This is a genomic window from Streptococcus oralis, assembly GCF_022749195.1.
GTDB classification, from domain to species: domain Bacteria; phylum Bacillota; class Bacilli; order Lactobacillales; family Streptococcaceae; genus Streptococcus; species Streptococcus oralis_CI.
Map to the genome: position 1 here is coordinate 995,895 of NZ_CP094226.1, position 23,031 is coordinate 1,018,925.

Genomic DNA, 23,031 nt, shown 5'->3' on the forward strand with positions numbered 1-23,031 from the left:
TGGTTAATAGTTTACTCTTAAATCTCCAACTTGTCAAGAATTTTATGAATCAGTTAAGCATTTTTGTTCTGACCACTACTTTTTCAAGATTGGACTTTCTATAAGAAAAATTTTCTTGAAAATTCTTTTTAAAATATCAAAAAAATCCCTGCAACTGCGTTGCAGGGATTTTTCGATTAATCAAAATTAACGTATTCTTTTTGAAGTTCAAGAACTTCTTCCATTGTTGAGCATTCTGTAAGGGCACGGTTTGCGTACTCTTCCATCTTAGCTGTATCGAGTTTCTTCATCAAGCTACGTGTACGAAGTACTGATGTTGCTGACATAGAGAACTCATCCAAGCCCATTCCGACAAGAAGTGGAACAGCTTGTTGGTCACCAGCCATCTCACCACACATACCTGCCCATTTACCTTCAGCATGAGCTGCTTTGATAACGTTGTTAATCAAACGTAGGATTGATGGGTTGTATGGTTGGTAAAGGTATGAAACTTGTTCGTTCATACGGTCTGCTGCCATTGTGTATTGGATCAAGTCGTTTGTACCAATTGAGAAGAAGTCAACTTCTTTAGCAAATTGGTCTGCAAGCATTGCTGCTGCAGGAATCTCGATCATGATACCAACTTGGATATTATCCGCAACTGCAACACCTTCAGCAAGAAGGTTTGCTTTTTCTTCGTCAAAGACTGCTTTCGCTGCACGGAATTCTTTCAAGAGCGCAACCATTGGGAACATGATACGCAATTGACCGTGAACAGACGCACGAAGAAGGGCACGGATTTGTGTGCGGAACATAGCATCTCCAGTTTCAGAAATAGAGATACGAAGAGCACGGAATCCAAGGAATGGGTTCATTTCGTGAGGCATATCGAAGTAAGGAAGTTCCTTATCTCCACCGATGTCCATTGTACGAACAACAACAGGTTTACCGTTCATTCCTTCAAGTACAGCCTTGTAAGCTTCGTACTGCTCGTCTTCTGTTGGGAAGTCTTGAGAATCCATGTACAAGAACTCTGTACGGTAAAGACCAACAGCTTCAGCACCGTTGTCATTGACACCTTCAACGTCTTTTGGAGTACCGATGTTGGCAGCCAATTCAAAGTGTTTGCCATCAGCAGTTACTGTTTGTGCATCTTTCAAGAGAGCCCATTCAGCTTTTTGCTTCGCATACGCTTCACCAGCAGCCTTGAATTCTGCTGCTTGCTCATCAGTTGGGTTGATAATAACCTCACCAGTGATACCGTTAACGGCAAGAATGTCACCGTCTTTAACGATTTCAGTGATGTTGTTTGTACCCAATACTGCTGCAATTTCAAGTGTACGCGCCATGATAGCTGAGTGGCTTGTACGTCCACCAATGTTGGTTACAAAAGCTTTTACAAAGTTTTTGTCCAATTGAGCTGTATCTGAAGGAGTCAAGTCATGCGCAATCACAATCACTTCTTCATTGATAGAAGCTGGGTTTGGCAATTTTTTACCAAGGAGGTTGGCCAATACACGTTTTGTCACGTCGCGGATATCCGCTGCGCGTTCTTGCATATATGGGTTGTCTTCCATGCCTTCAAAGATAGTGATAAACATGTCTGTTACTTCTTTCAGACCTGCTTCTGCATTCACTTTCTTCGCACGGATTGTTTCCTTGATTTGGCTGATCATTTCTGGGTCAGCAAGAACCATTAAGTGAGCGTCAAAAACTTGAGCTGCTTCTTCACCGAGCGTACCTACTGCTTTCTCGCGAATAACAGAAAGCTCGTCTTGTGATGCCTGTAGAGCGGCATCAAGGCGAGCTTCTTCTGCGTTTGTATCTTCGACTGTAATAGTCTCAAATGACAAATCCGGTTGAACGAGTAGATATGCTTTTGCAACTGCAACACCGTCAGATGCTGCGATTCCTTTAAGCATTTCTGTCATTTTCCTTATGCCAATCCTTCTTTTTCCATAGTTTCAGTGATAGCAGCGATTGCGTCGTCAGCATCTGCACCTTCAGCTGAAATTGTAACGTCAGCACCTTGGCCAACACCAAGACTCATAACACCCATGATAGATTTAAGGTTTACTGATTTACCTTTGTATTCAAGAGTGATATCTGAAGCAAATTTGCTAGCTGTTTGAACCAACAATGTTGCTGGACGTGCGTGAATACCTGTTTCTGCCACTACGTGGAAATCTTTAGAAGCCATAGTTTGACTCTCCTTTAGTTATTTCTTTTTTGGATTATATGTGATAACCCTTACAAGACTGTATTATATCACCTTCTAGATTATTTTTCAAGTGTTTTATGGACTTTCTTCTATTTCCTTTCAGATAACTTGCTGAAAATCTTCTATTTATCTTACCAATATACAGTATATAGTTTTTTTGTTTTGATAAACTTTGATAGTTCAATGAAAACCCAATTTTACACTCTGACAAAACACTATATCTTGTGCTTTGTTTTTGAAACTGTAACTTTTTAGCACAAGATTTAGTTTAAAAAGTTTGACAAAGTTTTTTTTTCTGATATACTAAGAAAGTAATCAATTTTGAAAGAGGAGTTACGAAAATGGTAACCGTTTATTCTAAAAACAACTGTGTCCAATGTAAGATGACCAAGCGTTTCTTGGACAGCAACAATGTCGCTTATCGTGAGATCAATCTCGACGAGCAACCAGAGTACATCGATCAAGTTAAAGAGCTCGGTTTCAGCGCTGCTCCTGTTATCCAAACACCAACTGAAATCTTTTCAGGCTTCCAACCAGGAAAACTGAAACAATTAGCATAATCTTAGTACATCATCCAGAAGAGATTGCTTCTAGGGCTAACTTAGAGGCCTTTCTTTTGTAATTAGATAAAGGAAATTTTATGGGATTAAAACATCTTGAGGACGTAACTTACTTCCGTCTCAATAACGAAATCAACCGTCCTGTCAATGGACAAATCATGCTTCATAAAGATAAAGAAGCCTTGGATGCCTTCTTTAAAGAAAATGTTGTTCCAAATACCATGGTTTTTGATTCAATTACTGATAAAATCAACTACCTCATTGAACATAACTACATCGAAACTGCATTTCTCAAGAAATACCGTCCAGAGTTTTTGGAAGAATTGCATCAATTTATCAAGGACCAAAACTTCCAATTCAAATCATTCATGGCTGCCTATAAGTTTTACAATCAATATGCCTTGAAGACTAATGACGGTGAATATTACCTTGAAAGTATGGAAGACCGTGTCTTCTTTAATGCACTTTACTTTGCTGACGGGAACGAAGCGATTGCGACTGATATTGCCAATGAAATCATCCACCAACGCTATCAACCAGCTACTCCTTCCTTTTTGAACGCAGGTCGTGCTCGTCGTGGGGAGTTGGTATCTTGCTTCTTGATTCAAGTAACTGATGACATGAACTCTATCGGACGTTCTATCAACTCTGCTCTCCAACTTTCACGTATCGGTGGTGGTGTGGGAATTTCCCTCAGCAACCTTCGTGAAGCCGGAGCTCCTATTAAAGGTTATGAAGGTGCTGCTTCTGGTGTCGTACCTGTTATGAAACTCTTCGAAGACAGTTTCTCCTACTCAAACCAACTTGGTCAACGTCAAGGTGCTGGTGTTGTCTACCTCAACGTCTTTCACCCAGATATCATCGCTTTCCTTTCCACTAAGAAAGAAAATGCTGATGAAAAAGTTCGTGTAAAGACCCTTTCACTTGGTGTTGTAGTACCCGATAAATTCTACGAATTAGCTCGTAAAAATGAAGAAATGTATCTCTTTAGCCCTTACTCTGTAGAGCTTGAGTACGGTGTGCCATTCAACTACATCGACATCACTGAAAAATACGATGAATTGGTCGCAAATCCAAACATCCGCAAGACAAAAATCAAGGCGCGTGATTTGGAAACTGAAATCTCTAAATTGCAACAAGAATCTGGTTACCCTTATGTCGTCAACATTGATACGGCTAACCGTGCAAATCCTGTTGATGGAAAGATTATCATGAGTAACTTGTGTTCTGAGATTCTTCAAGTCCAAGAACCAAGCTTGATCAACGATGCTCAAGAATTCCTTCAAATGGGAACGGACGTTTCATGTAACCTTGGATCAACCAACGTGGTCAACATGATGACTTCACCTGACTTTGGTCGTTCTATTCGCGCTATGGTTCGTGCCCTTACTTTCGTTACAGATAGTTCACACATCGTAGCTGTTCCTACTATCGACCACGGAAACAGTTTGGCTCACACCTTTGGTCTTGGTGCCATGGGGCTTCATAGTTACCTTGCCCAACAACTGATTGAGTACGGATCTCCTGAGTCAGTTGAATTTACAAGCATCTACTTTATGCTTATGAACTACTGGACCTTGGTAGAATCTAATAACATCGCGCGTGAACGTGGTATCACCTTCCACAACTTTGAAAAATCAGACTATGCTAACGGAAGCTACTTTGACAAGTATGTAACTGGCGAATTTGTTCCAAAATCAGACCGTGTTAAAGAACTCTTTAAAGATGTCTTTATCCCAAGTGCTACTGACTGGGCTGAACTTCGCGAAAAGGTTCAAGCAGATGGACTTTACCATCAAAACCGTCTAGCTGTTGCTCCAAATGGTTCTATCAGCTACATCAACGACGTTTCTGCTTCTATCCATCCTATTACACAACGTATCGAAGAACGCCAAGAGAAGAAAATCGGTAAGATCTACTATCCTGCTGCAGGTTTGTCTACAGATACCATTCCTTACTACACTTCTGCTTATGACATGGATATGCGTAAGGTGATTGATGTTTACGCTGCTGCAACAGAGCACGTGGACCAAGGGCTTTCACTCACTCTCTTCATGCGTAGCGACATTCCAAAAGGTCTTTACGAATGGAAGAAAGAAAATAAACAAACTACACGTGACCTGTCTATCCTTCGTAACTATGCCTTTAACAAGGGTATCAAGTCTATCTACTATGTCCGTACCTTTACAGACGACGGTGGAGAAGTCGGTGCTAACCAATGTGAAAGCTGTGTGATTTAATTTTTATCTGAGGCAGCCACGTTTTCTCAGACTACTGATTAAGTTACCCGCCAGACAAAACTTGATAAGTATCTTAAATACTATGAAAAACTAAAAAGTCGGGCTTCCGACTTTTTGTGCGATACTCTTCTCAGACTATGATAAAATAGAGATGATTCGACAATCGCATTATTACATACAGAAAGAGATTTCAAATGGAAACTTACTACAAAGCCATTAACTGGAATGCCATCGAAGATGTCATCGACAAATCAACTTGGGAAAAGCTAACGGAGCAATTTTGGCTCGATACGCGTATCCCCTTGTCAAATGACCTAGACGACTGGAGAAAACTATCAAACAAAGAAAAAGACTTGGTTGGAAAAGTCTTTGGTGGTTTGACCCTTTTGGATACCATGCAATCTGAAACAGGGGTTCAAGCACTTCGCTCGGACATCCGTACACCGCATGAGGAAGCTGTTTTTAACAACATCCAATTTATGGAATCTGTCCACGCAAAATCTTACTCTTCTATCTTTTCGACCTTGAACACCAAGGCCGAAATCGAAGAAATCTTTGAATGGACCAACACTAACCCCTACCTACAAAGAAAAGCGGAAATTATCAATGAAATCTACCTCAATGGTAGCCCACTTGAAAAGAAAGTTGCCAGTGTTTTCCTTGAAACCTTCCTCTTCTACTCTGGTTTCTTCACCCCCCTCTACTATCTCGGTAACAACAAACTAGCCAACGTTGCGGAAATCATCAAACTGATCATCCGTGATGAGTCTGTTCACGGAACTTATATTGGTTACAAATTCCAACTTGGTTTCAACGAATTACCTGAAGAAGAGCAAGAAAAGCTCAAAGAATGGATGTACGACCTGCTCTACACCCTCTACGAGAACGAAGAGGGCTATACAGAAAGCCTCTATGACGGTGTTGGCTGGACTGAGGAAGTTAAAACCTTCCTTCGTTACAATGCCAATAAGGCCCTTATGAACCTAGGACAAGATCCACTCTTCCCAGATTCAGCAGATGATGTCAATCCTATCGTCATGAACGGTATTTCAACAGGAACTTCTAACCACGACTTCTTCTCTCAAGTCGGAAATGGTTACCTCCTTGGTGAAGTTGAAGCCATGCAAGACGAGGATTACAACTACGGTTTGGACTAATTTGACCAATCATTCAAAATATCATGGTTTGTTTAAAACAACCATGATATTTTTGTTTTTGTTTTATTTTGTTTTTTTCTATTTGATTGATTGAGCGTTTTATGGTAAGATAATAATAGTAGAAATCGAGGTGATAAGGATGCTAAAGCAAGAAAAACTAGATAGTATTCTAGAAGCAGTAAACACAAAAGGCACTATTACTGTAAAAGAGATTATGGAGAGTCTTGATGTGTCAGATATGACAGCTCGCCGCTACTTACAAGAATTGGCAGACAAGGATTTGCTGGTCCGTGTGCATGGTGGCGCTGAAAAACTTCGTACAGGTTCTCTCTTAAACAACGAACGCTCAAACGTTGAAAAACAAGGCTTGCAGATTGCTGAAAAACAAGAAATTAGCCGTTTTGCTGGTCATTTGATTGACGAAGGTGAAACTATTTTTATCGGGCCAGGAACAACCTTAGAATGTTTTGCTCGTGAGCTCCCTATCGATAACATTCGTGTTGTAACAAACAGTCTTCCTGTTTTTCTCATCCTAAACGAACGAAAACTAACAGATTTGATTTTGATTGGTGGAAATTATCGCTCTATCACTGGAGCTTTTGTGGGAACACTTACCCTGCAGGATTTAGCCAATCTTCAGTTTTCTAAAGCTTTTGTAAGCTGTAATGGTATTAAGGATAAGGCAATTGCTACTTTCAGTGAAGAAGAGGGCGAGGTACAACGAATCGCCTTGAACAATGCCAATAAAAAATACTTACTGGCAGACCACAGTAAGTTTAATAAGTTTGATTTTTACACGTTCTACAATATCTCAGAGATTGATACCATCGTTTCAGATGCCAAACTGAGTCAGGAAACATTTGAAGAGCTGTCGAAACAAACAACCATTCTTTTATCAAAACCATAAAAATTCCCCTGCCTTTTGGCGGGGAATTTTTATGGAATTTTAATCAATAAGTTGGGTCTCAGCTAGTTTCTTGTACCAGTGAGCTGATTTCTTTGGATAACGCTCCTGGGTTTCAAAATCAACATAGAAGAGGCCATAACGCTTTTCATAGCCATTTGACCAAGAAAAGACATCCATCAGCGACCAGATAAAGTAGCCTTTGACTTTGGCTCCATCAGTGATTGCATCTGCAATCACTTCCATATGTTTCTTAACATAATCAATCCGCCCATCATCGTAGACTGTCCCATCCACAAACTCATCTTTGTATCCGAGACCATTCTCAGTGATGTAGATTTTCTTGTAATTAGGATAATCTTTCTTCACGCGCATGATTTGGTCATACAAACCTTGAGGGTAGATAATCCAATCCCAATCCGTACGTGGTACATAATCAGGAGCTACACGACGACCAACACCTTTGATTTGGTACTTAGAGCTTCCTTTCTCACCTTTTCCATTGTGGATGATTTCCGTCTCACCATCAAAGGCTTGCATCCAATCACTCATGTAATAGTTAATTCCAAGAAAGTCGTTCAAATCTTTAGCTGCTTCAAGTGCTGCAAAGTCTTCGTCACGAAGATCCAAGCTACCACCATTTACTGATAAGATGTGGTTTACACCTTCCATGGTTTCTTCGGAATATCGTCCTAGATAAGTAGCGTCTAGGATAAACTTGTTATGGATAATATCTTCTAACTCAGCTGCACGGATATCTGCAGGATTTTTAGGATCCAGAGAATACTTGGTAGGCAGGGCGTGAACAACCCCGATTTCACCTTTATAGCCTTTGTCTTTGTACAATTTCACAGCACGAGCATGAGAAACCATCATATTGTGATGGGATTGAAAGACTTTGGCAAGGTCATATTGAATACCTGGTGGGAATTTACCGACCAAGTATTGACCATCACCGATTGGACCAATTTCATTAAAGGTCGTCCAGTAGTTGACTTCTGGGAATTCTTCAAAACAGAAAGCCGCGTAGTCTACAAAGTGTTCAATGTTTTCACGGTTTAAGAAGTCTCCATTTGAATGTAGAGCTTCTGGCGTATCAAAGTGATGAAGAGTTACAAAGGGCTTAACATGACGTTTGTGGCACTCTGCAAATAGATTATGATAGAACTCAACTCCCTTGGCATTGACTTTCCCGTAACCAGTTGGAAAGATACGTGACCAAGCGATTGAAATACGGATACCATTGACACCATACTCTTCTGCTAGTTTGAGGTCAACTGGGTATTTATGGTAGAAATCACTGGCTGGCTCAGCAGTGTACCAATAGTTATCTTTGAGGTATTTGTCCCAGGCGACTGGCCCTTTACCATCAGTATTGGTCGCACCTTCTGCTTGATAGGCTGCTGTTGCCCCGCCAAAAATAAAGTCTTTTGGAAGTGTTTTTGTCATTTGATTCACCTTTCAAGAAATAGAAATGAGATGGAGATAGAGTTGGGAGGAGTTCCGCCATCTCACTTCTTCGCTATTTACATTTTATTCTTCGAACTGCGCTTGAACAAAGGCAAGAGCGCCTTTTCCATCGCGAGTCAATTTAATGTATTGGCCACCTTCTGTCTTGGCAAGTTTGATACCAAGTTTGTCGGTTTCGGCCTTCATGTCTTCAAAGTTTGAAGCAACTTGAGGAGCAAGGATAACCAGATCAAACTCAGGCAACATTTCACGGTGAGCACCATAGCCACCAGCTGCTGCTTTAACAGGAACCTTGTACTCCGCAGCTGCCTTGTTTAGAGCATTTGCAAGGAGACCACTTGTTCCTCCTCCTGCACAGAGAACCAAGACATTGGTTTCTTCAGTGATTGTGTTTTGCGCTGCTTCTACACCAGCTTTTTCAAGAATAGCATCTGCTTTAGCAGTATTGAAGTTTGCTGCTACTTTTTCTTTCAATTCATCATTGGCTTTACCTGAACGCTCTTCTTCAAGAATTTGTTCATCATAAACCTTGAGGAATGGATAGTAGATGGCTACGTCAACAAGGATTAACAAAGCAGCAAGTACAAATGACAAGAATTGGAAGTTTGTACCGAGAACAATACCGAGCGGACCTGGTGTTGTCCAAGGAAGGTTGGCAGTAAATGAGTTCATGCTAAGCGTTTCAATGAAGAATTTAAAGATCCATACGTTGGCAATTGGCGCAAAGATAAATGGAATAAAGAAAATAGGGTTCAATACAAGCGGTGCACCAAACAGGATTGGTTCATTTACACCAAAGAAAGTTGGAACTACTGAAGCACGTCCGATTGCACGGTTACGTTTTGATTTTGTTAACCACATGAACATGAATGGAACAACCAGTGTCGCACCAGTACCACCCATGGTAACGATAAACATTTGTGTACCAGAAGTAAGAATCTTGTCAGCGTGCATCCCTTGTTGGAGAAGGTTCAAGTTGACTTCGGCATTTGCATAGGTAATAGCTGCGATTGCTGGTTCAACGATAGATGGTCCATGGATACCCACAAACCAGAAGAAGGCAAAGGCACCAAAGATAATGGTAATACCTAGATAACCATCAGCAGCAGAGAATAATGGTGCAAAGAATTTACCGATTGATTCTGCAACGCTGGCTCCAACAAACTGGCGAGCAAGTAAATCAAGGACATAAAGAGAAACAACAGATAGAGTGAATGGAATCACATCTTTAAAGACTTGTGAGATATTTGGTGGAACTTCGTCAGGCATGCGAATAGTGACGTTGTTCTTAACACAAACCTTATAGATAGCTACAGTAACAAAGGCAGCAAGGAAGGCTGAAAGCAAACCTTTTGTTCCAAGGAAACCTGTCGCAAAGCCAGCTTCAATCGGATCAGCTGCTAACATCAACAAACCAACAATTGCTGCCAACAATGTTGACATATAGTTGATTTGATTGGTTTTCTCCATGCTACGGTTTACTGAGTCAGTCAATGACTTAGCTGTTGTACCAGCTACCAAGAGAGCCAGAATCCCCATTGAATAGCTATAAGGTTTCATGAGGAGATTAACAACATCATCAGACCATTTAAAGCCCCATGAGTTTGGTACAAAAGCAATCAAGATAAAGATACTTGAGAAGAGGATAACGGGCATCCCAGCAATGAAACCATCACGAATAGCGCGAAGGTAAATATTACGAGATAATTTCTCAAAGAAAGGTTTTCCTTTCTCAATAAATGCAATTAATTTATTCATTACTTAACTCCTCTCTTGTAGAGTTCGATTAAATGGTGCATCAAATCTTTTAACAAAATGGTAGTCATCAAGTGGTCTTGACCGTGCATCATGGTTACACTATAAGCCAAATCCTCACCAGCTGCTTCCTTGGTCAAAAGGCTTGTTTGCGCGTGGTGTGCCTCAGCGATACAGCCACCAGCTTCCTCAACTAAGCTATCCGCTTTCGCGAAATCACCAGCTTCAGCGGCCTTCAAGGCTTCCAATAGTTTTGAACGAGCATCGCCAGCATAGGCTACGATTTCAAAACCTAACAATGTTACTTCTTCTCTATTCATGATAGAATTCTCCTTATGTATTTTTAATTAAATTTTTATGACAATAAACGTTGGATATGTAGAACTAGATAAACTCGTTCACTTTTATACAAATCAAGACCCGTATGTTGCGTAATCACATCATAGATCTTGGAACCAATCTCGAACGCTTTTGGATAGGATTGTTTAATATGATCTTCCATATCCAGAAGTGATTGGTTATCATCTCTAGATCTGTCTAAATAATCCAAAAAATAGTTGAGATGAATCATAAAGCGATCATAGAAATGGTTATTCTCTTTGGTTCGTTGAATAGCGTAAGTCTGTAGCACTTCTTCAACATTCCTGAGGATTTCTTTCCTCTTGTCTATCGACTCAACCACTTGAACTTCGTTCTCCCCTTCGGCATTGATGAAATGATAAGCGATCCGAATAATTTCATCCTCAGGGAAATGATCTGTCAACTTCTGACGATAGATTTCAAAGGCTTCCTTTGCGATTTGAAAAGCGATAGGATACTTGGCAGAAATATCTGGCAGATTGCTATCCTTGTACCTTCCTTGTGTTAGAGCTTGATAAGAACAGTAAATATGATCTGTCAAGGTTACGTAGAGATACTCTTGAATCGGATAATGATATTTCTTTGATAGCTTATCAATGATTTCATAAGTCACTGTGATAAAATCAAGCGGAACATCTTTGAGGAGAGCCATAAAGTTTTCTCTGGACTCTTCTGTCTTCATCCGAAAGATTTTCTCAACTTGATCTTCAGAAATTAAATCCCCCTTCTTTTTCCCAAATGCAATCCCCTTACCAATCACAATCACCTCTTCTCCTTTGTCATTTCTGACAAGCGAGACGTTGTGATTCATTGGGTTTAGAATTCGATACATGTCAACCTCCTTTTATATCTTAAAGGTATATGAGTACAAAAAATGACCACAAATGAACTAGAAAATCAGCCGATTTCTAATTCACCTGTGATCATGCCTAATATTACTTAGTAACACTCACCTTGTATTAACTTGTGATTTAAGTATAGCACAAGTAAGTTTTTTTGTAAACCTTTACATTCAACTTTTTTAAAATTTTTATTTAGATCAATGTTCCTAAGATTAGGGGGAAAACTTATACACGTTCAGTCCATGAAGTCGCTGTGGTTTGGAGAACTTTGTTGAGTTCATCAATGTTCTCAAATCCAGTTGTGCGTAGCCATTCACGAGCTGCTGCTTCACCGTCTTTAATGTAGGCTTCAACTGATCCTGCCCAGGTTGCACGTCCACAAAGAACTCCGTTGAAGTTTGCTCCTGATTCGTGGGCAAAGACAAGAGTCTCTTGGAAGAGTTTAGCTGATACACCCGCACTCAAGTAGATGTATGGTAAGTTAGTTGCTTCATCTTGAGCTTTGAAGAAGGCTGCTGCTTCTTCTCGAGTATGGACGATTTCACCATCGCCAAAGCCTTCAACGTATTTGACGTTGACTGGAACTTCCACTTTCAAAACATCGATGTTGAAGCGTGGGTCTGAGAAGACTTTCATAGCACCGATAACCTTGTGTGGCTTCACTTTTGCGTATTCTGCTGAACCTGCATCAGCAATCTTTTCATCGTAAGCCAAGATCTCAAGGAAGAAAGGAATGTCTTCTGCCACACACTCAGAACCGATGCGTTCGATGTAGGCTTGTTTTTGTTGGTTGAGTTCGTCAGAGCTGTCTACGTCATAGTAAAGCAAGAATTTGACAGCATCAGCGCCTTGTTCTTTGATGCGTTTGGCAGACCAAACATCCAAGCAGTCTGGCAAGCGTTTGGTGCTAGTTGTGTCGTATCCAGTTTTCTCATAAGCAAGGAGAAGGCCGGCGTTGGCATCAAGCGCTTTTGTAGCTGGAAGACCATACTCAGGGTCAAGAAGCATAGAGGATGCGTATTTTGTCAATTCATCTGCTACCAATACTTTGAGTTCTTCCATTTGAGCCACTGTTGGCTCTTCTGTTTGGTATTGAGCCATGAGGCGTTTCAAAGCACCACGTTGGTCAAAGGCAAGAGCTGAGATGATTCCATTTTCATCTGAAAGTTTTTCTAAGCGTGCACGTTTTTGTTCTGTTAAAGCCATTTTATACCTCTTTTACTATTAATTGATCATATAAAGCTTGATAGTTGGCCATATTGACATGACCTGTCATCTTTTCTTGAGCGTTAAGCATACCAAGGACATTTGCCTTGATGAGGAGTTCTGCATCCGATTCCTTATGAAGAAGACCTGATGAAATACCTGCAACAGTAGAATCTCCAGATCCGACAGGATTGACTACCTGAATTCTTGGAATATCTACCTTGTAGAAAGTGTCCCCATGTTTTGCAAAAGCACCATTTGCACCAAGTGAAACAATTATCCACTCAATCCCTGCAAATAGAGGCTCTTGAAGAACTTCTTTTAATTCATCCAAATCCTCAGAAACTTCTTTCCCAAGAAGCTGAGACAATTCTTCGTTATTTGGTTTAATAACTGTTGGTTTGTGTGGTGATTCAAGGACAGCCTGAAGAGCTGCACCTGAACAGTCTAGAACAACTGGTTTGCCTGCTTGATTAGCAAGTTCTACTAAGCTTGCATAGTAGTCAACTGGAAGACCTGCTGGCAGACTACCAGAGATAGCAACTACTTCCACAGTGTCAAGGAGATGCTCGAAATGAACCAAGAAATCTTGCCCTTCTTGTTCCAAAACTTCAGGCCCTTTTTCAAGGATTTCTGTTTGGTTGTCTCCGTGCAGAATAGCGATACAGTTACGAGTCTCTCCTTGAATGGAGAAGAAACGTTTCGTTACTTTATCATCGATATGCTCTACTAAAAACTCACCAAGTTTACCACCGACCAAACCGGTAGCAACAACAGAATCACCAAATTCTGAAAGAACTCGTGTAACATTGAGACCTTTACCACCAGCTGTCTTGGTCACGTCCACTACACGGTTGACAGTATCAATTTTTAATTCATCCAAAGGATAAGAAATATCAATGGATGGATTCATTGTGACTGTTAAAATCATGCGTCACCTCTTAGTCGTGGTATTCACCGCGATCCCATTTTTCAAGGAATTCTGTAAAGAAGTTTGCATCTGCTTGATGAGCATTGTGAGTTTCAACGTGCTCAATTTTCGCAATCAATTTTTTGTTTTCTTCTGATGGTTTGTATTCAGCATTGATGAAAGCTTCAATGATATCACACATGAGCAATTCACCAGTAATTTTACCACCAAAACCAATAACATTGGCGTTCAATTGTTCTTTTGCATAAAGAGCTGTTGTCATATCACGAACCAAGGCAGAACGAACTCCTGGAACTTTGTTGACAGCGTTGTTGATACCAACACCAGTACCACAGATACATACCCCAAGATCAGCTTGACCGCTAGTTACAGCTTCACCAACTTTTTTACCAAAGATTGGGTAGTGAGTACGTGTGTGGTCATATGTACCAAAGTCGATGACTTCATATCCTTTTGATTTCAAAAATTCTGAAACCGCCATTTTTTCATCTGTTACGATGTGGTCACATCCAATTGCAATTCTCATTAGTTATTCCCTCCGATTAATTATATAAATCTAATATCATTTATCCATACTCAAGAAAAATCAAGATTAGCTTAGGAAGCGAGCTGCAAGCATAACTGAAGTTAGCTAAAGTGAGCTGACGACAGATTATCTTGATTTTTGAAGAGTATTAGCACATTTTGTTCAACATGTCGACCCTGATTTGGTGACGTCCACCGTCGTATTTCCCGTTAACAAATCCTTTAGCAATATTTTTAGCCAATTCATCACCAACAAGTTGTGCACCCATAGTGATCATACGTGAGTTGTTGTGTCCACGAGTCATATATGCTGAACGTTCATCTGAAACTTCTGCAGCAACCATTCCTTTGATTTTAGTTGCGACCATGAATGGACCAGCTCCATAAGCATCAATCACGATACCAAGGTTTTGTTCTTCTTTGTTTACTTCCGCAGCAACGGCAAGAGTCACATCAACAAAGTCTTGACCTTCAGCTGTAACATCCACAACGTGGAAGTTTTCTTTTTCCAAGAAGTCTTTCACAACTTCTTTCAATCTCAAACCTGCAGCATCTGCACCGATAACAATAGACATATTGTATACTCCTTTTTATTTTTCTAGGCTAGTAAAGACTTTTATAGTTAGCAGTTTACCTACAAAAGACTTTCTAGCAGTTTATTGACAAATTTGATTGAATGAGATGAATATCACCTTATCCAAGTCCAGGAAATCAAGTTCCTAGAAAAAAACTTTCTCTGCGATAGAGAATATAACAAGCGATTATTTGTTTGTTACAAACATCATTTGTTGTTTACAAACATAATATACTCCTATTTATAGAAAAAGTCAACAGTAAATGTTTGTTTTTGTGGTTTTTTATCTAAAATATTTCAATATCAAAGCCAATCTGATCTACTTGACCAGGTTCTAGGAGACGAACGTTTTTCTTATCTTCTAAATGATCTCCTTCTTCAAGAGATGTTGACAAGCCAGACCATGGTTCAAACGCAATGAAAGGTCCCTTATTCAAAGTTGACCAGATAATGAGATTTGAAAACTCTTGGAAGTGTACTTTTAATCCCTTCTCATGCTTACGAGAACGAAGGGCAATTGTTCTGGATTGCAACTCATCCAAAGTCACTGCATCAAGACTAAACAGATCGTAACTGAGATCCACTTCCTTTTGTGAATCCAACCATGGACTTCTATCTTGAAAGTCTAACATGCCAGTTTCTGGGAAAGGACGGGGAACAGAGCAAGTCTCTTCTTTCTCAAACTCTAAATAGTAATCTTCATAAGTTTCGCCATCTAGCAGAGGGCAATTAAAGCCTGGATGTCCACCAATAAAGTATGGCATGACCTTGCTAGTTTCTTTATTGAAGACTTTGTATTGAGTACGAACAGTCTTGCCGGTCACTAGATAAGTGATTTCAAGACGGAAATGATAAGGGTAGTTTTGATAAGTATTCTCATCATCTTCGATAGCAAACGTTACGCTGTTTTCTGTTTGATCAACCAACTCAAATTCTTTTTTACGGACCAAACCATGGCGAGGAATGTTTCCTTTCGTCTCCGTTCCATCTGCATGACTGTAGAAGGCTGTATCTTCTCTTAAAGAGCCGCAGATTGGAAAAAGTACAGGCGCTTGTCCACTCCAGTAAGTGGCATCTCCTTGCCACAGATACTCAATGCCTTCTCGATCCTTGATCGACGACAAGGCGCCACCTAGAGTTTTAAACTGGACCGTTAACTGATCTGATTTTATTTCAATTACCATAATATTCTCCAACTATTTTTAGATCTTTATATAAAAAACTAGGTTGCCACTCCCAATGTAGGAAATTAACAACCTAGTTTTCACAATTTACATTTTATAGGAGCGAATTATTTAGCATTTGCTGCGTATTCTTCGTTACGTTTGATCATTTGTTTTCTATACCAAGCAAAGATACCTACATAGAATACAAGGAAGACTGCTGCACCAAGGATTGCTTTGATATCACCTGTTGTAGCATTACCGATTGCCCAACCAAATAGTTTTTCAATTGGTCCTTCAAGAGTTGAGTGGGTAATCAATTGAGTTTGGCTCACACCTTCTGGGAAGGCACCTACACCTTTAGCAAGTTCTGTTGCGAATGGTGCGATAAGAGTACCAGAAAGAAGGAAGAGAGGCAACAAGAGTGTTCCGAAGATAATCATACGGAGCAATTTACCACGTGTAACAACCAAGAGAGCTGGAGTTACACCCATAGCGATGATACCTGCAAGTGGCAAGATACCATTTCCGACGTTTGAAAGAAGCACAGCTTCTACTAGCATGATTGGAGCAAGTACGTTAGCACAAGCCCAGATTTCAGCACGACCAGCGATGAAAGGCCAGTCAAGACCGATGTTGAATTTACGTCCTTGAAGACGTTTAGTAGCAACGTTTGTAATACCTTGTGAAAGTGGTTCTACGGCTGCGATGAACCATGATCCGATAAGTGAGAAGAGTTCCAAAGCTACACCGGCTGTCAAACCAAGAGACAACCAACCTTTAATAACAAGTTCCCATGAGGAAGCATCTTCTACTCCAGCAACTGGGTGTGGAGTCCCCATCAAACCAATAACAATACCAAGGATGAAACCGATGAAGAATTTAGAACCCCAGAAACCGATTTTTTTGTTTAATTTTGCAGCGTCAAAGTCATATTTATCGAGACCAGGCAATACTTTATCAAAGATTTTATCCAAGACCATGATAACTGGGTTCATCATGTAGTTCATGTGAGTTGAAGTCATTGGTGATGAACTTGGTGCATTAAGAAGGTCGTCGAAAGTTGGTTTCATCAAATCAGAGTTGATGATTTTCAAAATACCTACAAGGACAACTGCTGCAGTTGCGATGAAGAGTGAAACCCCTTGGCTTACACCGTTGTTGTCTGCATACCATTTAATCAAAAGACCAGTGATTGACAAGTGCCAGATATCGAAGATATCGACGTCAAGTGTATCTGTTTTCTTCATTGCAAGCATCACAATGTTGACAATCAACATTACAAGCAAGAAGTAAAGTGTCCATGCAGAACCCCAAGTGATAGTTGCAAGTGGTGCCCAACCAACGTCGGTGATGTTCAATTGGATACCAGTGTTTTCAACGAATTTCGCAAGTGATGCTGAGAAAGCTCCGTTAAGCATACCGATGATAGCACCGATACCAGTAAGGGCGATGGCAAGTTTGATACCACCTTCAAGTGCTTTGGAGAATTTCACTCCAAAAAGTAGGGCCAATACTGTCAAAATGATCAGCATGATGATAGGGCCACCCATAGCCAAGATAGGTTTGAAGATATCGTTGGCCAGATTGATAATGACATCCATAATAGTTCCTCCCGTTTTTTTTAGTTATATGAATGTTAACAAGATAAAGAATAAATTAGCTTAGTCCGTGTTCTTTGATAGCTGCTTCAATATTGTCAAATACTGGAGCGCTCATTGCTGGAATACGGAACAAGATTGGTCCAGCTTCAATTACTGGAATACCAGGTTCAAAACCAAGGTCAGTTGCAGCGATTGGTGTAAAGATATCGTAGCCCTTGATAAGGTCTTCGTTTACATCTTTAACCATGACTGCATCACAGTGAACATCATAACCACGGTTTGAAAGTTCTTCTTCTAGAGCACTTTTAATTTGGTGACTTGAGTTAACACCTGCACCGCAGGCAGCAAGAATTTTAATCATTTGGATTTCCTCCGATTTTATTTTTTAATAGACAAGATTAAGCGGTTGCTTCGGAAATGTAAGCATAAAGTTTTTCTGGTTCGGAAATTTTTGATAGATCTTCCAGATGTCCATTTCCTGTGAAAAAGTCCATCAACTGAGCCAGAATATTTGTTTGACTTGAACTTGAGTTGTTAATGATAAAGAAGAGTAGGGATACTTCTACTTCCTTATCAGGAGCAATCATATTGTGAAAAGTTACTGGTTTTTCTAATCGAACAACCACCACTTTCTCAGCTAGATTATGAACAATATCTGTATGAGGAATCGCTACATTTGGCAAGTCCTTTCCTAGAAATTCCATATCTAAACCAGTTGGAAATGACTTTTCACGCGTGATCAAGGCTTCACGATAAGTTGGAGTGACAATTTCTCGTTCTTCCAACAAGCTTGCTACCTGATCAAAGAGTTGTTCTTGATTATCCGCTTCTAAGCAAAACACCAGGTTTTTGTCAAAGAAATGATCTAATCCCATAACATTTTCCCTTCTTTCAATTATCTTTTATGCTATAAGTATAACACTATATGAAATCGTTGTCAATAATTTTTGTTTTATTTTGTTCATTTTTTTGTAATTTTTGTTTTATTTAAAGAATACAATCAATATCAAACATTCTTGTTATAAAATCCACAAAAAAAGAAGGCCCAAGCCTTCTTCTCTTTCCTTACTTAATAGTAGATAAAATCTCTTCTAACTTATGGTAATCTTTTACACTATCAATTTCATAGATGCTATTTCCTTCTAATTCTTCGACATAGACATCCAATTCTTTGATATTATCCTTAACCATGTTGTCCCAGTAGAGATCAACAAATTCACCACTTTCGTAAGCTTTGTCAATAAAGCCAACAATCTTCTCTGCAGTTGGAGCATCCCAGAATGATACACCACTCAAAATACGGCCTGCCTTACTGTCAACAATGATATCTTGAACCTTATAGTCATCACCATAAACTAGGAACCATTCGTTTGTACAATCTTCACGATAAACACTGAAATACGTAGAACGTTCTAGATCATTTCTAAACATATTCTTGAAGAGGTAGTTATCCGCATCAATGACATAGCTGTTAGCCAAATCTTCTTTTACTAGATAAAGTGAGTAAAAGTTATTGTAATCAGCATACTTGTCGTTAAAGACCAAACGGACACCATATTTTTCTTTTAGGTAGTCAAATTGTTCTTTGAGGTAACCGACAACGATGATAATCTCATCAATTCCTCTCTCTTTCAAAAACTCGATTTGGTATTCTACCAAGGGTTTTTGATTAACCTTAACCAAAGCTTTTGGGGTATTTTCAGTCATAGGGCGTAGACGAGTTCCTAAGCCCGCTGCTAAAATAATCGCTTTCACACGAATCTCCTTTATTCTTTAATAATAATATAAACACCAGCCATAACAATAAGTGAAGTGATGATTGTCAGCATATCTAGCGGTGCACCCAAGAAAATAACTGCAAATAAGACAGTCCAGACTACATAGCTAACATTCAAACCTGTTGCTTTCGCAGGTTGCAAGCGATTAATGGCGATATAATAAGCTAAGTAGGAAATCATATTAAAGGCCGCAAAGACAAGCAAGAGGCCGAATAATTGCCCATCTGCCACTTCTGCAAACGAATGGTGAGAAAAGAGCACAATCACAAGATAGGACAAGAATGAGGTTACTTGTCGAATTAACAAGGCTTCAATTTCACTTAAATCACTTTCCATAGCATAGGAGCTGAGAACACTTTCACTCCCCCAGGCAATGGCACAGATAAGGGCACAAAGAATCCCAATGTAAAACGAGTTAACTTGTTCAACTTTGTAGGTTTGAGCAATGATCGCTGCAATAATCAAGAAAACACCGAATACTGTATTCTTTGAAACCTTGTGTTTCAAAATGAAGAAGGCTAGTAAAACTGAAACTGCTGGGTAAATAGCCGATACAGATGAAGCTAGAGAACTACCAATATATTTAACCGCATAAAGATTGGCCTGCATACCAATAGGTCCTGCTAGTAAAGCTCCGATAATTACACTTACATTTCGAATATTTAAGAAAATCGAGAGACGAACTTTTCTTTCTTTTACCAAAAGAAAAGCTAACAAGATAAAGATACTCAAGAAATCATGAGCGGCAGCCACAACAAAAGGCGAAAGATTTGTAAAAATTGAAAAGATATAAGCACTAATTGTTAGACCTAATCCCCAGAAGATACCAGAGAGCAGACCAAAGGAAACACCATTTTTATTCTTCATCCTAACCTCCATAATAAGTCAAACCTTCGACAGCTCTTTGGTAACGATTGACACCGTAATCTCCAAAATCAGCCCCTTGAGCTTCTTTGTACACTGTCCACAAACTCCAGATAGTATCTTGCAAGATTTTATAGATACGAATCTTCTCACGTGATACAGGCGTTTTGTCACTTTCATAGTAGGAAAGGAAATCATCTTCCTCTTGCTTTGTAAATTCAGACTCTAAGAAAAGAGCTGCCAAATCCCACATCGGGTCATTCATAGAAGAGTATTCCCAGTCAATCAAATACAAACGACCTTGTGGTGACTCGATAAAGTTTTCTGGTACCAAATCGATGTGACAGGACTTTCTATCAACACCCAAATCAGCCAATCTCTTTTCTAGTGAAAATACATCTTTTCTTACAGCTTCATAGTTTTCATAAGGGATAGGTCCCTCAATCAAGGATTCATATTTGCTGATTTCCTCAAAAGGAGCAAATTCTCCTCTTAATTCTTTCCCTGAAGCGTGGATGGTTTGTAAAATTGGTGCAATCTTTTCAAACTTGGACTTAATTGATGTTGAATCAAGAGTTACTGCTGATTCGATGTATTCATTTACTTTGATCCCTGACTCAATATCAAAGAGATAATTTTTAACATCTAAATCTAAATCCTCTAAAAGTTCAAGATTATACTTTTCATTTTGACGATTGATGAGTTTTTCAGTCCCTTTACCAAAAAATTTCACAATATACTGTTTGTTGGTTGTTTTAACCAAATAGTTCTGATTGGTCATGCCTCCCAGTTGTTCAACACTGAGTACTTCCTCTTCATCAGATAGTAAAGAAGAAATTTTTTCTTTGATGAGTTTCTCCACAATTAACCTCCATCTTCTACACTTCCCACTTAAATACTGTTTTGAAAGCAGTATTTAGGTCTGTAGCAAAGACACGGTGAATGTCCTTGATTTCTCTCACTGGTTCTTCAACATAAAGGATATTCTTCAGACGATTTGCAAACTTTTTAACTTCCATCATTTGAATGGCCTTCTCAAAATCGACGCGTCCTGAGCGAGATGATCCTACTAATAACAATCCTTTTTCCAAAGCATCTCGTGTATTGATATTAACCTTGTATTCACTCACTCCCATCATGAGAATCGTTCCCTGTGGACGAATATAGCGAATCAAGTCATTGATAGCTGGGCCTGTACCATCGCCACCGCAACACTCAAACCCATGATCAAAGGTCAAATCCTCTGGGATATTATCAGTAATATAGCACTCTTTTGCAAAAGAGAAGAGCTCTAGTTTTTCCCAATGGCGACCAAAGACGATAATCTCTGCTTCTGGCAAGGTATAATTGATAATATTTGCAACAACAAAGGCCAAACTACCATCTCCGATAACAGCAATGCGCTCTCGCTTACTATGACCAAGATGCAAGAAACGATCCATGGCATGCATACCAACACTCACAAACTCAGTAATGGCTGCAACTGTGTCCTCAATGTCATTATAAGACACAACACGATCTTTTGGAAGAGAGACAAATTCTCTCATAAAGCCATCATAACCACTTGATAGGAAGTAGGTTCCGGTCATGTAGTTCTCGTAGAACTCCTTGTCACTCTGCATAGGCGGTTGATTGGGAATCATAACTACCTTTTGACCGACTTCATAAGTCCCAGTCGGATCTGAAATAACAGTTCCACAAGACTCATGAATCATGGCCATAGGAAGTTTATTAGCCAATATCTTTGGATCACGCTTCCCTTGATAGTAACGTTGATCCGCATGACAAACCGCCATATAATTTGGACGAATCAGGATATGATTCTCCTGATCAATATCCTCTTCTTGATATTTTACATTGATAAACTTTGGTTTGGTCAGTTGATAAATTTGATTAATCATAGCCTTAGTCTTTCTCAATCATGCTTTTCGCGATTTTCAAGTCTGTCACCGTTGTGATTTTAAGGTTTGAATATTCCCCTTTAGCTAGAGCAACATCCTTTCCTTTGATAACAAAAATTTTACATGCATCCGTCAGGATTTCCTTTTCTTGATCAGATAGGGAACCATACAAATCCATGAAATCCTTGCAACGGAATGTCTGAGGTGTTTGACCTTGATAGAGGTGAGCACGATTTGGAATATCCGTGATAAACTGACCATTTGTACTTTCAACAATGGTATCAACCGCTTCTACTACTGTGTCAACCGCATCATGATCTTGAGCAAGTTTGATATTGTCCTGAATCATGCGAAGTGTGATAAAAGGACGAACAGAGTCGTGGGTAACCACGATATCTTCTGGAGTGATTGGACGATAGGCATTAATGGCTTCTATAATCTTCTCGATACTGGTATTGCGATCAGCCCCACCTTTGGTAATGATGATGCGATCCTTGTGGAGAGAAAGATACTTGTCAACTAGGTCCTCAGCGTGTGACACCCAGTCTCCATGAACTCCAACTACAATTTTTTCAATACTTGGTTCTAAGACGAATTTTTCAATTGTGTGGATCAAAATAGGTCGATCACCCAACTCCAAGAATTGTTTTGGTAAATTACTGATTCCCATGCGTGTGCCAGTTCCTCCGGCTAGGATTCCTGCATAGATCATTTATATTCTCCTTTAGTTTATTCTAAAAAACTCATTACTATCTATTATATCACAATCTGCCTCCATCATGAAAAAAAGACAGAGCGTCATTTAGTCTAATCAACACACCATTAAAGGTAAAAAGTGAACAATGTGTTACTAAATCTGGAAAGACTATAACAAATTAAGAAATAAAATTAGGTTATCCTCTATATTTTCTGCTTAACGTTCGGTTAACATAGAGTTCTCTAGAATATAATAGAATCCTTAAAGAAAACTTAAATGAAATTTATTTGTTTCGCAAAG

The 23,031-nt window shown here is 39.5% G+C and carries 23 protein-coding genes; 4 read left to right on the top strand and 19 right to left on the bottom strand.

Annotation, left to right across the window (positions count from 1 at the left end; genetic code table 11):
• Positions 1 to 176: 176 nt before the first annotated feature.
• On the bottom strand, positions 177 to 1,910 hold the full coding sequence (gene ptsP, locus MP387_RS04855) for a phosphoenolpyruvate--protein phosphotransferase (RefSeq protein WP_041170815.1): 1,734 nt from the start codon (positions 1,908 to 1,910) through the stop codon (positions 177 to 179).
• A gap of 5 nt (positions 1,911 to 1,915) precedes the next feature.
• Complete coding sequence (locus MP387_RS04860) at positions 1,916 to 2,179, bottom strand: phosphocarrier protein HPr (RefSeq protein ID WP_000146948.1); 264 nt, start codon at positions 2,177 to 2,179, stop codon at positions 1,916 to 1,918.
• 362 nt (positions 2,180 to 2,541) lie between these two features.
• Between MP387_RS04860 and nrdH the strand changes: the two genes are divergently transcribed.
• The 4 genes from nrdH (at position 2,542) to MP387_RS04880 (ending at position 7,064) form a co-directional block, all read left to right on the top strand.
• A complete protein-coding gene (gene nrdH / locus MP387_RS04865) occupies positions 2,542 to 2,760 on the top strand; it encodes a glutaredoxin-like protein NrdH (protein WP_057528781.1) in 219 nt (72 codons plus the stop codon).
• 80 nt (positions 2,761 to 2,840) lie between these two features.
• Positions 2,841 to 5,000, top strand: coding sequence for a class 1b ribonucleoside-diphosphate reductase subunit alpha (gene nrdE / locus MP387_RS04870; RefSeq protein ID WP_206283619.1), 2,160 nt, complete (start codon positions 2,841 to 2,843; stop codon positions 4,998 to 5,000).
• Between the two features lie 194 nt (positions 5,001 to 5,194).
• Positions 5,195 to 6,157 (top strand): class 1b ribonucleoside-diphosphate reductase subunit beta, encoded by a 963-nt coding sequence (gene nrdF / locus MP387_RS04875; protein WP_000451378.1) that lies wholly within the window; start codon positions 5,195 to 5,197, stop codon positions 6,155 to 6,157.
• A 139-nt stretch (positions 6,158 to 6,296) separates the two neighbouring features.
• Positions 6,297 to 7,064, top strand: coding sequence for a DeoR/GlpR family DNA-binding transcription regulator (locus tag MP387_RS04880; protein ID WP_000917580.1), 768 nt, complete (start codon positions 6,297 to 6,299; stop codon positions 7,062 to 7,064).
• 39 nt (positions 7,065 to 7,103) lie between these two features.
• Here the strand turns inward: MP387_RS04880 and lacG are convergent, their stop codons facing one another.
• The 17 genes from lacG to MP387_RS04965 form a co-directional block, all read right to left on the bottom strand.
• Positions 7,104 to 8,510, bottom strand: a complete 1,407-nt coding sequence (gene lacG / locus MP387_RS04885; RefSeq protein ID WP_242745445.1) for a 6-phospho-beta-galactosidase — start codon at positions 8,508 to 8,510, stop codon at positions 7,104 to 7,106.
• A gap of 84 nt (positions 8,511 to 8,594) precedes the next feature.
• Positions 8,595 to 10,289 carry a lactose-specific PTS transporter subunit EIIC gene (locus MP387_RS04890; protein ID WP_242745457.1) on the bottom strand — a complete coding sequence of 565 codons (1,695 nt, stop codon included), beginning with the start codon at positions 10,287 to 10,289 and terminating at the stop codon, positions 8,595 to 8,597.
• On the bottom strand, positions 10,289 to 10,606 hold the full coding sequence (locus tag MP387_RS04895) for a PTS lactose/cellobiose transporter subunit IIA (RefSeq protein ID WP_001078319.1): 318 nt from the start codon (positions 10,604 to 10,606) through the stop codon (positions 10,289 to 10,291). Before MP387_RS04895 ends, MP387_RS04890 begins: the two co-directional genes overlap by 1 nt.
• Positions 10,607 to 10,641: 35 nt before the next feature.
• Positions 10,642 to 11,478, bottom strand: coding sequence for a PRD domain-containing protein (locus MP387_RS04900; RefSeq protein ID WP_242745459.1), 837 nt, complete (start codon positions 11,476 to 11,478; stop codon positions 10,642 to 10,644).
• A 235-nt stretch (positions 11,479 to 11,713) separates the two neighbouring features.
• Positions 11,714 to 12,694 (bottom strand): tagatose-bisphosphate aldolase, encoded by a 981-nt coding sequence (gene lacD, locus MP387_RS04905; RefSeq protein ID WP_065371753.1) that lies wholly within the window; start codon positions 12,692 to 12,694, stop codon positions 11,714 to 11,716.
• 1 nt (position 12,695) lies between these two features.
• A complete protein-coding gene (locus MP387_RS04910) occupies positions 12,696 to 13,625 on the bottom strand; it encodes a tagatose-6-phosphate kinase (RefSeq protein ID WP_242745461.1) in 930 nt (309 codons plus the stop codon).
• 10 nt (positions 13,626 to 13,635) lie between these two features.
• Positions 13,636 to 14,151 carry a galactose-6-phosphate isomerase subunit LacB gene (gene lacB, locus MP387_RS04915; protein WP_001216921.1) on the bottom strand — a complete coding sequence of 172 codons (516 nt, stop codon included), beginning with the start codon at positions 14,149 to 14,151 and terminating at the stop codon, positions 13,636 to 13,638.
• A gap of 148 nt (positions 14,152 to 14,299) precedes the next feature.
• Positions 14,300 to 14,725 carry a galactose-6-phosphate isomerase subunit LacA gene (lacA, locus tag MP387_RS04920; RefSeq protein ID WP_000029277.1) on the bottom strand — a complete coding sequence of 142 codons (426 nt, stop codon included), beginning with the start codon at positions 14,723 to 14,725 and terminating at the stop codon, positions 14,300 to 14,302.
• 286 nt (positions 14,726 to 15,011) lie between these two features.
• Positions 15,012 to 15,908: an aldose 1-epimerase family protein gene (locus MP387_RS04925; RefSeq protein WP_242745463.1), complete on the bottom strand. Its 897-nt coding sequence runs from the start codon at positions 15,906 to 15,908 to the stop codon at positions 15,012 to 15,014.
• Positions 15,909 to 16,015: 107 nt separating this feature from the next.
• Positions 16,016 to 17,491, bottom strand: coding sequence for a PTS galactitol transporter subunit IIC (locus tag MP387_RS04930; RefSeq protein WP_049484387.1), 1,476 nt, complete (start codon positions 17,489 to 17,491; stop codon positions 16,016 to 16,018).
• 55 nt (positions 17,492 to 17,546) lie between these two features.
• Entirely contained in the window at positions 17,547 to 17,852 is a 306-nt protein-coding gene (locus tag MP387_RS04935) for a PTS sugar transporter subunit IIB (protein ID WP_000590551.1), read from the bottom strand.
• A 37-nt stretch (positions 17,853 to 17,889) separates the two neighbouring features.
• The gene (locus tag MP387_RS04940) at positions 17,890 to 18,366 is read right to left on the bottom strand and encodes a PTS sugar transporter subunit IIA (RefSeq protein ID WP_242745464.1); all 477 of its coding nucleotides are present in this window, start codon (positions 18,364 to 18,366) and stop codon (positions 17,890 to 17,892) included.
• Between the two features lie 190 nt (positions 18,367 to 18,556).
• The gene (locus MP387_RS04945) at positions 18,557 to 19,246 is read right to left on the bottom strand and encodes a sugar phosphate nucleotidyltransferase (protein ID WP_180833182.1); all 690 of its coding nucleotides are present in this window, start codon (positions 19,244 to 19,246) and stop codon (positions 18,557 to 18,559) included.
• Between the two features lie 11 nt (positions 19,247 to 19,257).
• Positions 19,258 to 20,136, bottom strand: coding sequence for a DMT family transporter (locus tag MP387_RS04950; RefSeq protein ID WP_242745472.1), 879 nt, complete (start codon positions 20,134 to 20,136; stop codon positions 19,258 to 19,260).
• Position 20,137: 1 nt separating this feature from the next.
• Complete coding sequence (locus MP387_RS04955) at positions 20,138 to 20,995, bottom strand: phosphotransferase family protein (protein ID WP_000413085.1); 858 nt, start codon at positions 20,993 to 20,995, stop codon at positions 20,138 to 20,140.
• A gap of 16 nt (positions 20,996 to 21,011) precedes the next feature.
• On the bottom strand, positions 21,012 to 22,034 hold the full coding sequence (locus tag MP387_RS04960) for a ribitol-5-phosphate dehydrogenase (protein ID WP_044020846.1): 1,023 nt from the start codon (positions 22,032 to 22,034) through the stop codon (positions 21,012 to 21,014).
• Positions 22,035 to 22,038: 4 nt separating this feature from the next.
• Complete coding sequence (locus tag MP387_RS04965; protein WP_084943574.1) at positions 22,039 to 22,746, bottom strand: IspD/TarI family cytidylyltransferase; 708 nt, start codon at positions 22,744 to 22,746, stop codon at positions 22,039 to 22,041.
• Positions 22,747 to 23,031: the final 285 nt, after the last annotated feature.

Bases quoted from the DNA above. Each gene is read 5' to 3' on its own strand.
- nrdH (WP_057528781.1), top strand. From the start codon at position 2,542: ATGGTAACCGTTTATTCTAAAAACAACTGTGTCCAATGTAAGATGACC.
- MP387_RS04950 (WP_242745472.1), bottom strand. From the start codon at position 20,136: ATGAAGAATAAAAATGGTGTTTCCTTTGGTCTGCTCTCTGGTATCTTC.
- nrdF (WP_000451378.1), top strand. From the start codon at position 5,195: ATGGAAACTTACTACAAAGCCATTAACTGGAATGCCATCGAAGATGTC.
- MP387_RS04925 (WP_242745463.1), bottom strand. From the start codon at position 15,908: ATGGTAATTGAAATAAAATCAGATCAGTTAACGGTCCAGTTTAAAACT.
- MP387_RS04910 (WP_242745461.1), bottom strand. From the start codon at position 13,625: ATGATTTTAACAGTCACAATGAATCCATCCATTGATATTTCTTATCCT.
- MP387_RS04880 (WP_000917580.1), top strand. From the start codon at position 6,297: ATGCTAAAGCAAGAAAAACTAGATAGTATTCTAGAAGCAGTAAACACA.
- MP387_RS04960 (WP_044020846.1), bottom strand. From the start codon at position 22,034: ATGATTAATCAAATTTATCAACTGACCAAACCAAAGTTTATCAATGTA.
- MP387_RS04895 (WP_001078319.1), bottom strand. From the start codon at position 10,606: ATGAATAGAGAAGAAGTAACATTGTTAGGTTTTGAAATCGTAGCCTAT.
- lacG (WP_242745445.1), bottom strand. From the start codon at position 8,510: ATGACAAAAACACTTCCAAAAGACTTTATTTTTGGCGGGGCAACAGCA.
- MP387_RS04940 (WP_242745464.1), bottom strand. From the start codon at position 18,366: ATGGGATTAGATCATTTCTTTGACAAAAACCTGGTGTTTTGCTTAGAA.
- lacD (WP_065371753.1), bottom strand. From the start codon at position 12,694: ATGGCTTTAACAGAACAAAAACGTGCACGCTTAGAAAAACTTTCAGAT.
- lacA (WP_000029277.1), bottom strand. From the start codon at position 14,725: ATGTCTATTGTTATCGGTGCAGATGCTGCAGGTTTGAGATTGAAAGAA.
- ptsP (WP_041170815.1), bottom strand. From the start codon at position 1,910: ATGACAGAAATGCTTAAAGGAATCGCAGCATCTGACGGTGTTGCAGTT.
- MP387_RS04900 (WP_242745459.1), bottom strand. From the start codon at position 11,478: ATGTATCGAATTCTAAACCCAATGAATCACAACGTCTCGCTTGTCAGA.
- MP387_RS04965 (WP_084943574.1), bottom strand. From the start codon at position 22,746: ATGATCTATGCAGGAATCCTAGCCGGAGGAACTGGCACACGCATGGGA.
- lacB (WP_001216921.1), bottom strand. From the start codon at position 14,151: ATGAGAATTGCAATTGGATGTGACCACATCGTAACAGATGAAAAAATG.
- MP387_RS04935 (WP_000590551.1), bottom strand. From the start codon at position 17,852: ATGATTAAAATTCTTGCTGCCTGCGGTGCAGGTGTTAACTCAAGTCAC.
- nrdE (WP_206283619.1), top strand. From the start codon at position 2,841: ATGGGATTAAAACATCTTGAGGACGTAACTTACTTCCGTCTCAATAAC.
- MP387_RS04930 (WP_049484387.1), bottom strand. From the start codon at position 17,491: ATGGATGTCATTATCAATCTGGCCAACGATATCTTCAAACCTATCTTG.
- MP387_RS04860 (WP_000146948.1), bottom strand. From the start codon at position 2,179: ATGGCTTCTAAAGATTTCCACGTAGTGGCAGAAACAGGTATTCACGCA.
- MP387_RS04890 (WP_242745457.1), bottom strand. From the start codon at position 10,289: ATGAATAAATTAATTGCATTTATTGAGAAAGGAAAACCTTTCTTTGAG.